We start from the raw sequence: 11,706 nt of genomic DNA, 5'->3' as shown, positions 1-11,706 counted from the left end.
TAAAACAAGTTGCTTACTTAGCGCCTTCTTGCACTAAAACTGGCTCTGGATAAGCGTTCTTAAGTATACGTTGTCTATTCTTAACGACTGTCGGCGGTTCCACCTTAGGTGCCATCGGATGCATTAACCAAGACTTCACCATATGGGTATCCGAAACCTTATACATTGGAGGCTCTTTCTCCATATCGATTTGCATAGCATAGGTGCTGCGAAGTGCGAAGGCATCACCCTTAGGCGGTTTGATCAAATCTGGAGGGGTACCAGGAATAGCGGTAAGCAAAGAACCTTTGCTCTCTAAACTTGGCATGGATGCAAGCAATCCCCAAGTGTAAGGATGTCTTGGATCGTAGAAGATCTCTTCTGCAGTTCCCATTTCAACAATTTGTCCGGCATACATTACCGCTACACGATCCGCCATTCTTGCTACAACACCAAGATCATGGGTGATAAAAATAATCGCCGTATCAATCTTCTTCTGCAATTCCTTCATCAGGTCAAGAATCTGTGCCTGAATGGTAACGTCGAGCGCTGTAGTTGGCTCATCCGCAATCAGAAGCTTAGGGTTTGCTGCAAGTGCCATTGCGATAACGACACGTTGGCGCATACCGCCACTGAACTCATGCGGATATTGATTGAAGCGGCGCTCTGGTGAAGGAATACCTACTAGCGTAAGCAGTTCAACCCCACGTTTATTGGCAGCTTCTTTGGAGATTTTCTCATGTTTGTGCAGTACTTCAGTAATTTGTCTGCCGACCTTCATCATCGGGTTCAAGGAAGTCATCGGATCCTGAAAAATCATACCGATCTCTTTACCACGAATCTTCTGCATTTGCTTCTCAGACTTACCGATCAAATCTTGTCCATCAAATAAAATTTGTCCACGTTTATATTCTCCTGGCGGCGTTGGAACTAACTTCATTACCGCTTGTGAAGTTACACTTTTACCGGAACCGGATTCCCCAACAATCGCTAGAGTTTCACCTTTATCTACATGGAAGCTAACACCACGGATCGCTTGTACTTCTCCACCGTGTGTTTTGAATGATATCGCTAGATCTTTTACCTCTAAAAGGCGCTCCATCTTGTCACCCTCTCATTTCCTCGTCAATTATGATAATGATTCTCACCAAGTTGTAAGCAATAAGTATTATTTTATCTAGTTCTAAGGGTTCTAGTCAAGATTTTTCTGAAAAAGATATGGCCAGCAGCAGCCTTATGTACTAGTTCTGTTTAATGCGAGTTCTATTCTTCACTAACAACCACAATATTGGCGGAAGCAGCAAAAGAACTAACAGCAGAGACCATCCGATATCTCCAAGAGATACCAAGTTGTCATTCAATAGTCGATAATACGCATAAAGAGAATAGGGAAGAACTACTAGTACTGCTGTAACTACCCCTGGTGTATATATCTTTAAATATATCGTCTGTCCTAGATGAGTAAATACATGTAAGAAAAATACCGCAAGCACTGCCAAGTACAATAAGTAATTAGAAAAGAATACTGCAATACAAGTTACCGTCACTATAAAAATATACACGAATAATACGTCCATTGCAAAATTACGTGTAGTCATTTGTAACATCGAATGATACGTCTTGCGCATAAACGAAGGAATTGCGTCCTCTAACCTGGTTCTATACTTTGCCCCCCATGCTTCAATCGTTAATATTTCTTCAAAATCATGAAACATAAATAGGATCGGCAACAGCCACAGCAAACTTACGATATCTATATGTACACTTAGCCACTCAAACATGAGAATCCTCTCCCTTCTCCTGCTCAGCCTCCTTACCTTCTTATGTTGTAATCTTGCTGAAAATGTCCTAACCCATGAAACGTTCCCAACCTTCCAGCAGATTATCCTGTGCCCACTGGAAATGGCCTTGGCTATCGTATTTACGCGAATAACACTCAATGAAATAAATTAAATCGATATATAAGTCGTAGAGTTTTTTGCGTGCACATTCATTAGGGCTATCAAAGCTGTCCCCATAACCTCTACAGAAATGCTCAGAATCCTCAATATAGCGAAAATAATATTCCATAAGGTGATCGCCCCATAACGCCCGTTCCCAATCGATTAAGGCAACAATGCTTCCCTCTCGCACAAACACATTCCCATCCCATAGATCCCAGTGAACTAAACGTGGCTCAGTGACCACATCCATCACATGTATACGGCTGTTAATCTCCGCCTCAATCTTTTCTAAAGGAATGGGCATCTTTGCCTCTAAGCGCCGAGCATCATCAAGGAGGTTGCCAATCAAATTTTGAAAGGTTTCCCGCCAAGAAGTCCCCTTTATCTTCGAGGATACATTAAATAATCCGAAATGATCCCCTTGAATCTCATTGATAATCCGGCTATAACGACCTAATTCTTCCTCAATACAACTTCTTTGCTGCGGACTAAGCTCTTCCTTAATTTCATTATAGGGCTGGCCGATTATTTTCTCCATGAAAAAAAAGTCACTCGATATTAAATTTCTGCTGTTATCATAAGCGTATACCTCAGGCACAGGTACCGTTCCTTTAGACTTCATTAGCTGCATTGCCGCAACCTCTGTAGCCATGATATCGTGCTCGTAACTTAGCGTGTCTGTCTCATCGGATGGCGATATTTTAAGGATCGTAGCTCTGCCATCTGACAATAGGAGGTCATAAGCTGCGTTGAAATAACCTCCCGTCAATTCCGTACTTTGAATGATTTTCACATGGCTTCCAAAAGCAGCACCCACCAGGATGTCCTGCTGCTCAACCGTCAATTTTGTTTTAGTCTGACTTTCCAAGACTTCACCACCATACAGAGTTAAGTAAAAATGCAAAAATCCAACCTCATAAAAGCCCGGGATTCATTGTATTTGATCCAAGAAAGATAAACAATCCTTCTCCATTGGAATGAAAATTGTTAAAATTAGAAATAACACGTATCATTAGCTGCTTTTCATGAAAGAGAGGAAACTATTATTATGATCATAAAACCTAGAACACGTGGCTTTATATGTACAACCGCACATCCGCAAGGCTGCGCTCGTCAAGTCGAGCGGCAAATTGAGTATATTAAGGCACAACCCGCGATCAAAGGACCCCGGAAGGTGCTTGTCATTGGCGCATCCACAGGCTACGGCCTCGCCTCACGGGTTACAGCCGCCTTTGGGGCTGGAGCCAGCACAGTAGGCGTATATCGGCCGAGCAGCAGCAATGGAGCCCGTACAGCCTCTGCTGGGTGGTACAATTCCGCCGCCTTCGAACAACTTGCGGAGTCTGCAGGTCTGCAATCCTACAGCGTTACCGGAGATGCTTACTCCAAAGAGACCAAAGAAAGAACGATTCAGCTGATCCGCAGCGAATTAGGACAAGTCGATTTGGTCATCTACAGTGTTGCTTCTGGGCGCCGTACAGACCCGGAGACAGGTGAAGTATATAACTCTGTTCTCAAACCTATTGGCGACACCTTTACCAACAAAACTGTAAATTTTCATACCGGTGAAGTCACTCAAATCTCCATCGAACCCGCAACCGATAAGGAAGTTCATGATACCGTACGGGTGATGGGCGGTGATGATTGGCAGTTATGGATAGAAGCACTCCAGCAAGCCGGAGTATTAGCTGATCACGCAACCACTATTGCTTATTCGTATATCGGATCAGAGCTTACTCAAGCCGTATATCGCCAGGGAACGATTGGACTTGCAAAAGACCATCTCGAAGCTACGGCAAGAACACTTAACGAAGCGTTATCTGTTACTCACGGTAGAGCTTATGTAGCGGTCACAAAAGGTCTTGTCACACAGTCCAGCTCGGCGATTCCTGTCGTGCCCCTCTATATTTCCGCCCTTTACAAAGTCATGAAAGAGCACGGTCTTCATGAAGGTTGTATTGAGCAAACCTATCGGTTGTTTGCTGAACATCTCTACGCAGCGAAAGGAACTCCTGTGGATGAAGAAGGGCGTATCCGTATAGATGATTGGGAATTGTCTCCGGCAGTCCAGCAAGAAGTTATAGAAATCTGGGACCAGCTTACTTCAGACAATATCTACGACCTAACGGATCTGCACAGCTATAAACAGGAATTCTTCCAGCTATTTGGATTCGAGACTGAAGGTGTAAATTACGAAGCTGATACTGATCCAGACGTAACTGTTATAAATCTGCGCTAAAATTAATCGTGTTTTCGGATTATCTTCTGCCTGAGGATAAGGGTTGTTCGAGAGCATAAATCTCCTCTTCCAGAGAAATCATCTTTTGCTCAATCATTTTTCGTGCATCTGCCAACGCTTGATTGTAAATATAAGGCGAAAGTTCTTTGAGCATAAAATCGAGAAGGTTCTCGCTGGCTAATTGCCCAATTTCACTGGACAGCTCTGTATCAAAATATTCTTGAATACTAGCTGTAATCTGAAGCTTATGTTCTCTCGGTATTTTTAACGGCTGCATGGTAATCCTCCAATCTAATTAGATACAGGAAAATGACGTGCTTTCGCACGTCATTTTTCACACCTATAACCTTTATTCACTGCTGCCTTTAAAACGGTTCCAACCCTCAGTCAAGTTATCATGCGTCCAACGGACATAACCTTCGTCTGCATATTTGCGTGAATAACATTCGATAGTAAGAATAAGATCAAGATAAAGATCATAAAGCTTCTTCCGCTGAATCTCGTTCGGACTGTCGTAGGTTGTTCCGTACCCCTTATAGAAACTGGCAGAATTCTCAAAATGCCTAAAATAATACTCCATCAGCACATCGCCCCACAGGGCTCTCTCCCAGTCAATCAGCGATACGATGACTCCATCCTTCACAAATACATTCCCATTCCATAAATCCCAATGCACCAGTCGTGGCTCGGTTACGGCATCTAATGCAGGGAGATACTTGGAAACCTCCTGCATAATCTCTTCACAGGACGCAGGTAGCTTTGCATTCAGCCTCTTGGCATCAGCAAGTACACTTTCCATCAGGCATGAAAAGGTCTCTCTCCACGAGGCTCTTGGCTCCTCTGAATCCGTTCCAAAAATGCCAAAACGTTCTCCGCGTATCTCATTGATTATGCGATTGTAACGCCCCAGCTCCGTTTCGATAGCGTCTCTCTCCGGAAGTGAAAGACTCTCCTTCACATCACTGTAGGGCTGGCCCTCCACCTTTTCCATAAAGAAATACGGAATAGGAATAAGCAGCAGACTTTCATCATAATGGTAGACGGCAGGCACGGGCACAACACCCTTATCTGCAACCATACGGAGAGCTTCCACTTCAGTTCGCATAATGTTCTTCTCGTAACTTAACGTATCTGTCTCTACAGCAGGGGCAACCTTTAGAATGACAGATTTCCCAGTGCTGAGTTCCAAATCATAGGCTGTATTAAAAAAGCCTCCCGTAAGTTCTGAACTAAGGTTAACCGCAGTTTCTGAACCGAAAACCGCTTTCACCAAAATATCCAGCTGTTCATCATTTAATTTAACTTTCGTGAAGCTCTCCATTTCGTTTAAACCCACCACATTTCTGTCAGTGGCTCCTCAATCAATACTTGTTGAAGGTTACTTACAGCTTTGGAGAAACCTTCTTCAATAGACATCAGCCCATCTTCATGCTCAATACTAACCACATAGTCATACCCAACCAAACGAAGTGCACTAATAATGTCAGCCCAAGTCTTAAGATCATGTCCAAAACCGACAGAACGGAACTGCCAAGCACGGTCAAGCATCTTGGTATACGACTGCATATCAGTTAATCCGTGCATATTGACATTCACAGGATCAATAACGGTATCCTTCGCATGGAAGTGATGGATTGCACCTTGGCGTCCCAAAATATGAATCGCTTGCACAGGATCAATTCCTTGCCACCACATGTGACTCGGATCAAGGTTCGCACCGATCACTTCACCTGCTGCTTCTCTCAGCCGCAGCAGAGTACCTGGTGTGTGTACAGAGAATCCGCCATGCAGCTCAAGACCTACCTTTACATCATGCTGAGCGGCAAAGGCACCCCATTCTTTCCAATAAGGAATAACCTTGTTCTCCCATTGCCAGTCCAGAATTTCTTGATAATCATTGGGCCATGGAGCTACAGGCCAGTTCGGATATTTAGCACCCTCATGATCTCCAGGACATCCAGAGAAGGTATTCACAACCGGAACCCCTAGCTTCTGCGCCAATTTGACCGAGTTTACGAAATCCTCATGATCCTTTTGAGCAAGTTCTTTTTGCGGGTGCAATGGGTTACCGTGGCAGCTCAAAGCACTGATTGTAAGTCCGCGAGATTCCACGGCATGTTTGAATTCTTGTAAGGCTGTTTCATTCTCCAGCAGCATTCTAGGGTCGCAGTGGCTGTTGCCAGGATTGCCTCCCGTACCGATTTCTACCGCCTTTAGCCCTTTGGATACTACGTAATCAAGAGCATCCTCCAGCTTACGACCTCCAAACAAGACCATAAATACTCCAAGTTTCATTGTAGGCCACCTCCTCTTGGAAATAGTTTACTTATTATTTATCGTAGATATCAAAATTCTTCACCACTTGATTACTCTCAGCAGCTTCAAAAATAACTTCAATCAAATTCTGTACCCGCATAACCTCAGCGTTCTTAACGATAGGTTCTGCAGTACCCTCAATGACAGCAGCGAAATTATCATAAAAGCTAGAGCTTAACTCCGACGGCTGAGGTAATTCCTCAGTGATCGTTGCCCCCTCCGATGGAGGTGCCATAGTTTTAGTTAGTCCTACACCTGCACGAATCGGCTTCGGTTCGATTTTTTCACCTGCGTTATTTCTGGTCACCAATCTTCCAGTTAAAGACCAGTCTTCAATAATTCCAGTGCCTTCGATACCCTTCACATACCATCTTGGCAATGTAATAAAGTTAGTCGTCCCAACCTCTACGATCGCTTTAATTCCATTCTCAAATTGCAGAATAGCTTCAAAACCATCATCGACATCGTTTCCTAAAATAAAGCTTAGACTACTGCTCACACTGGTAATTTTGCTATCAATCATGAATAATAGCTGGTCCAATAAGTGAACGCCCCAATCCAGCAGCATCCCTCCGCCTTGTGCCTTAACATGACGCCAGTCACCAGGAATTCCGTTCGCTCCGTGCACGCGGGATTCGATCTGGAATAGGGATCCAATCGTCTCCTCGTCGTACATTTTTTTGATGGTTAAAAAATCTTCATCCCAACGTCTGTTCTGATGCACCATAAACACACGTCCAGCTTGATCAGCCGCCGCCAGTATTTCTTGAAATTCAACCTTAGATAGAGCAACTGGCTTCTCACAAATGACATGTTTGCCAGCTTGTAATGCACGAATCGCAATTTCTTTGTGCACATCGTTCGGTGTGGCAATTAGAATAATTTCGACCGAAGAATCTGCCAATACTTCTTCATAACTTTGGTACGCCTTGTAGCCAGCGTCGTTGGAATTGGTACGACGTGCTTCAAGCACGTCGTACGTTCCAACTACGATTAAGGTAGAGGTCTCTTTTATCAATCCTGCGTGATAACTTCCCATTCCTCCAAAACCAACAATGACTACAGAATGTCTGTTTGAACTCATGAACTTCACACCTGCTTCTCGTTTAGTTATCTGATGTTCCGTCAAAATACACAGCACGACCTGTACGGGAAGATTCGTAAATAGCCTCCAAAATTTGGGTAACGACAAGGGCTTGTTCAGGTTTAACTACTGGTTCTTTATCTTCCCGAACTGCTTCAAGCCACAAGCGAGCTTCACGATCGGATTCACTCTCTTGTCCTCCGTTAAAGAAAGCTACTCCCCCTGCGGACAAGTCAATTTTAGTCTCGTACAGACGGCCACCACGGTCACCATTTAAGCGTAACCCGTCCTTCATATCTGCGCCACCCTCTGTACCTGCTAGGAGCGTCTTCGCTTCTCCAAATTCAGATACATTAAGAGCCCAGCTTGATTCCAGTACAATTGTAGCACCATTTTCCATGGTAATAAATCCAAATGCTGAATCTTCTACTTTAAATTGTTCAGGGTCCCATGGACCAAAGGCATTTCCGCCGTTTTTACGGTTACCGAGCTTATGGAAAGTCGAGCCCATAACACTACGCGGTTTATAATTGTCCATCATCCATAATGTTAGATCAAGCGCATGCGTACCGATATCGATCAGCGGACCGCCGCCTTGCTTTTCTTCATCCAGGAATACGCCCCATGTAGGAACCGCACGACGACGAACGGCAATCGCTTTTGCATAATAGATCTCACCAAGCTCACCGTTTTCACAAACGTCTTTAAGATATTCACTATCCGCACGATAACGGTTCTGATAAGCTACAGACAATTTCATGCCAGTGCGTTTGGCAGCCTCTAACATTTCCTGTGCTTGAGCTGTAGTCTTCGCCATTGGCTTCTCACACATTACATGATTGCCAGCTTCCAATGCTGCGATTGTGATCACGGAGTGACTGTCATTCGGTGTACATACATGCACGATATCGAATCCTCCGGCTTTCAAAAGCTCTTGATAATCTGTATATACAGCCGCGCCTTCAGCACCATAGGTTTTTGCTGCTTCCTGTGCACGTTCTTCGACGATATCACAGAAGGCTACCATTTCAGCATCTGCTTGACGTGACAAACTTGGCATATGTTTTCCATTAGCAATTCCACCGCAACCGACAATAGCAATTCTCAACTTTTTAGACATGAACATTTCCCCCTTGATTAGCGTATGCTTTTACCCATTTCAAACTATCTTCTACACTTCCTAATGGTGAACGGCTGCAATAATCCTGCTCCACTACCGCCCACTCTACCTTTGCCTGTACAGCCGCATCAAGAATTGCTGTAAGGTTTACTTCTCCTTCGCCTAGAACAACCGTTTCCGGTGAACCATCCTCATGTTTCTTCAAATCTTTAAGATGGATGATTGGCAACCGGCCAGCGTATTTGTTGATATATTCTACGGCATCATAACCTGCGTGATGTACCCAGCATGTATCCATTTCAACTTGCAGCAAATCAGCCGGCACCTCTTCAAACAAACCGTCAAACGCTGTACGGTCACCATATCGATCAGTTAACTCAAAGTCATGATTATGGTACAAAAGAACCGCTCCACGCGCCTTACACTTTTCTCCAATAATCTTCAGATTCGCAGCAACTTCTTCATAGTTACGTTGTTCTTCTGACAGATACGGCACAATTAGATGATGATTTCCAATCTCCAGGTTGTACGCGATCTCTGCCTCTGTATCATTCAACAACGCGTCATAGGGACGATGTGCACCCAGCGCTACTAGTCCAAGTTCATCAAGCAATTGTTTGACTTCTGCTGCGCTACGGCCGAAGTAATGGAAAAACTCCACACCTTTATAACCAAGGGCTGCTACTTTACGCAATGTCCCTTCAAAATCCTGTTCCAGTTCTTCTCTGAGCGTATACAATTGCAGGCCTATCTTCAGCATTTTCGAATCACTCCAATTGGATTTAAAGTTAGCTTTCTGTAGTGACAATCACTTGAACAATAATGCTGTAACAGAATTGACTAATCTGATTCACATCAGTTTCCTTAAACTGTCATTCTTGTAAGCACAGCTAATACCGACTGTTTCTAGCGTTGATGGTCGATTTCTTTCTTTATTGCTTAGCTACATAGTAATATGAAAGCGTATATATTAAAATGAATAATATGATTAAAACATGAACAATCTGCTTATCATTTCAATACACCCAGGAGGACCTATGACTCATTCTGCTACCTGTCACGTATTATCAGCCGGATTTTCTTTTCATCGCAAGCCTTTTCATATGTCTCAAAGTCAAGGGAACCAGAACTTTCTTATACGTCTGCAAACAGAAGGAAGAAGCCGTGCATTGATCGATGGTGTGATGTCACCTGTGGAAAGCGGGGATATTATGTTATTCGCTCCAAATGATCCTTACTATTTGATCATAGATAAAGAAGAGTACCCTGTAGGCAAGCCACGAATTGAAAGCGGAGATTATCATATCTTTTGCGGAGGAACATGGATTGATGAATGGTGGCAACGTTCACAAAGACCCACTCGCCTAAGTGTGCCGCTTAGTGAGAATTTTCTTGGCTTGTTTCGCCAATTGATTCTGGAGCACCGTCGACTTTCCGACTTCTCTCCAGAAATATCTGCCTGCTATCTGCAAATTCTATGTATGGAAATCGACCGGCTAATTACAGACCAGCCAGCAATTACTCCAAAAGGTTATCTGGCATACCGAATGAAGCAATATGTTGAGGAGCACGCAACCCTACCCTTTCTATTGGAGGATGTAGCAGGTTTTGTGGGTATATCCGTCTCGCGGGCCGTTCATTTATTTAAGGAAGCCTTTGGGACCAGTATTATTAAATATGTAAACGATGTCCGACTGGAAATGGCCAGAGAACGGATAACCTTCAGTCCCATGCCGCTGGAGCAAGTAGCAGAAACTTGTGGTTTTGCGAACTACACCTATTTTCACCGGGTCTTCCGAAGTCGTTTCGGGATGTCACCAAGAGAATATCGTGTGCACAGCAGAGAACAGGTGTAAATGAAGTAAACCCGTTTCATTGCAAAAGGGTTGTCCCTTAGTAGAAAAAGCTACTTTTAGGACAACCCCTGCTTCTATATTCGAATATAACTCGTGAGCATGAGATTATTCTTTTACAGCCGAAATGATCAGGAACATCGGTCTACGCTCCTCATCCTTCATCCAAGGATCATTACTCATTTCTTCTGAAGGCTTTGGTTCTTTAACCGCTTTAATAGTAAAGCCAGCTTCAATCAGGTCATTAAAGTAGGTGGAAATCGTGCGATGGTATTTAATCACATTTTCTGTTAAGAATTTAGTTTCACGAAGTCCTTCTGATTGATAATGATCTACGGGCCAATGCAGGCGGTTGCCTTGCTCATCGGCATACCAGTCTTGCTCTTCACGTGAAGTAAAGATTGGATGCTCCACTGAAAAAATAAAACTCCCGCCAGGCTTAAGAAACGAATGCACCTTTCGGCAGATGGCTGCAAAAGATTCAATATAGTGAAAAGCCAATGAACTGAGGACCACATCAAATTGCTCGCTCGTAAAATCAATGTCCTCAATCGGCAGCTGGATATAAGTTATAGCAGGATCGTTCGTTTTTTCACGCGCCTGTTGCAGCATTTTTTCAGAGATATCCACACCTATAACTGAACTCGCCTGCTGCTCACGGGCATATAGGCAATGCCAGCCGAAGCCGCAGCCTAGATCAAGCACACTTTTATTATGTAAGTCTGGAAGAAGCGCCTTTAATACATGCCATTCTCCTGCTGCTGCAAGCCCTCCAATAGAACGGGGCATTTGCTGGTAGGCGGAGAAGAAATTCGAATCGTCATATTTATTTTGTTTCATCAGGGATACATCTCCTATATATTATTTCTTCAATTACTATACGCTGAGCGATGTTCTCTTATCAAATAGCCAATAAAAAAGGAGCATCATCTTGGAAGATCTGCCCCTTATATCTATTCTTATTCAATTGTTCCTGCTTGCTTGGTGTTAATCGTACATGCTGTGAAATGGCTCCATAATCACTATTCAATCTACGACTCTGTGCTGCGCACCAGGCTCCGGAGCGCTCTGCCTTACGCAAGGCTTTTTGTGTCTTGGTTCGTGCCATGTGACACCACTCTCCTATTCATGGGTGAATGATTATTGATCTTACATCTATAAGACAACTTCAT

At 43.8% G+C, this 11,706-nt stretch carries 13 protein-coding genes; 2 read left to right on the top strand and 11 right to left on the bottom strand.

From position 1 onward, the window contains the following. Window positions 1-13: 13 nt before the first annotated feature. From MHH50_RS12870 to MHH50_RS12860, 3 genes are all read right to left on the bottom strand, one after another. Complete coding sequence (locus MHH50_RS12870; protein WP_076125977.1) at window positions 14-1,081, bottom strand: ABC transporter ATP-binding protein; 1,068 nt, start codon at window positions 1,079-1,081, stop codon at window positions 14-16. A gap of 139 nt (window positions 1,082-1,220) precedes the next feature. Next, entirely contained in the window at window positions 1,221-1,760 is a 540-nt protein-coding gene (locus MHH50_RS12865; protein WP_076125975.1) for an HXXEE domain-containing protein, read from the bottom strand. Between the two features lie 67 nt (window positions 1,761-1,827). Beyond that, a complete protein-coding gene (locus MHH50_RS12860; protein WP_076190157.1) occupies window positions 1,828-2,790 on the bottom strand; it encodes an aminoglycoside phosphotransferase family protein in 963 nt (320 codons plus the stop codon). Window positions 2,791-2,970: 180 nt separating this feature from the next. On the opposite strand from MHH50_RS12860, the gene fabV reads away from it, so the two are divergent. Beyond that, window positions 2,971-4,161, top strand: a complete 1,191-nt coding sequence (gene fabV / locus MHH50_RS12855; protein ID WP_340034402.1) for an enoyl-ACP reductase FabV — start codon at window positions 2,971-2,973, stop codon at window positions 4,159-4,161. Window positions 4,162-4,180: 19 nt separating this feature from the next. Here fabV and MHH50_RS12850 read toward each other — a convergent pair whose 3' ends face one another. From MHH50_RS12850 to MHH50_RS12825, 6 genes are all read right to left on the bottom strand, one after another. Continuing rightward, on the bottom strand, window positions 4,181-4,438 hold the full coding sequence (locus tag MHH50_RS12850) for a DUF2164 domain-containing protein (RefSeq protein ID WP_076125970.1): 258 nt from the start codon (window positions 4,436-4,438) through the stop codon (window positions 4,181-4,183). A 72-nt stretch (window positions 4,439-4,510) separates the two neighbouring features. Then, window positions 4,511-5,482, bottom strand: a complete 972-nt coding sequence (locus MHH50_RS12845) for an aminoglycoside phosphotransferase family protein (RefSeq protein WP_076275885.1) — start codon at window positions 5,480-5,482, stop codon at window positions 4,511-4,513. Between the two features lie 5 nt (window positions 5,483-5,487). Beyond that, window positions 5,488-6,456 (bottom strand): sugar phosphate isomerase/epimerase, encoded by a 969-nt coding sequence (locus tag MHH50_RS12840; RefSeq protein WP_339190717.1) that lies wholly within the window; start codon window positions 6,454-6,456, stop codon window positions 5,488-5,490. Window positions 6,457-6,490: 34 nt separating this feature from the next. Beyond that, a complete protein-coding gene (locus MHH50_RS12835) occupies window positions 6,491-7,561 on the bottom strand; it encodes a Gfo/Idh/MocA family oxidoreductase (RefSeq protein WP_076125969.1) in 1,071 nt (356 codons plus the stop codon). 22 nt (window positions 7,562-7,583) lie between these two features. Further along, a complete protein-coding gene (locus MHH50_RS12830; RefSeq protein WP_036686323.1) occupies window positions 7,584-8,681 on the bottom strand; it encodes a Gfo/Idh/MocA family oxidoreductase in 1,098 nt (365 codons plus the stop codon). Next, complete coding sequence (locus tag MHH50_RS12825) at window positions 8,674-9,441, bottom strand: sugar phosphate isomerase/epimerase (RefSeq protein ID WP_076125967.1); 768 nt, start codon at window positions 9,439-9,441, stop codon at window positions 8,674-8,676. Before MHH50_RS12825 ends, MHH50_RS12830 begins: the two co-directional genes overlap by 8 nt. Window positions 9,442-9,718: 277 nt before the next feature. Here MHH50_RS12825 and MHH50_RS12820 point away from each other — a divergent pair, with 277 nt between their 5' ends. After that, window positions 9,719-10,537, top strand: a complete 819-nt coding sequence (locus MHH50_RS12820) for an AraC family transcriptional regulator (RefSeq protein ID WP_076135544.1) — start codon at window positions 9,719-9,721, stop codon at window positions 10,535-10,537. Window positions 10,538-10,642: 105 nt separating this feature from the next. Here MHH50_RS12820 and MHH50_RS12815 read toward each other — a convergent pair whose 3' ends face one another. Together MHH50_RS12815 and MHH50_RS12810 are read right to left on the bottom strand one after the other, a co-directional pair. Next, complete coding sequence (locus tag MHH50_RS12815) at window positions 10,643-11,374, bottom strand: class I SAM-dependent methyltransferase (protein WP_076183484.1); 732 nt, start codon at window positions 11,372-11,374, stop codon at window positions 10,643-10,645. A gap of 61 nt (window positions 11,375-11,435) precedes the next feature. Further along, window positions 11,436-11,642 (bottom strand): hypothetical protein, encoded by a 207-nt coding sequence (locus tag MHH50_RS12810; RefSeq protein WP_076125962.1) that lies wholly within the window; start codon window positions 11,640-11,642, stop codon window positions 11,436-11,438. Window positions 11,643-11,706: the final 64 nt, after the last annotated feature.

This window comes from Paenibacillus sp. FSL H3-0302 (assembly GCF_037982245.1).
Lineage (GTDB): Bacteria > Bacillota > Bacilli > Paenibacillales > Paenibacillaceae > Paenibacillus_AQ > Paenibacillus_AQ odorifer.
This window is presented reverse-complemented; position numbering and strand designations above follow the sequence as displayed.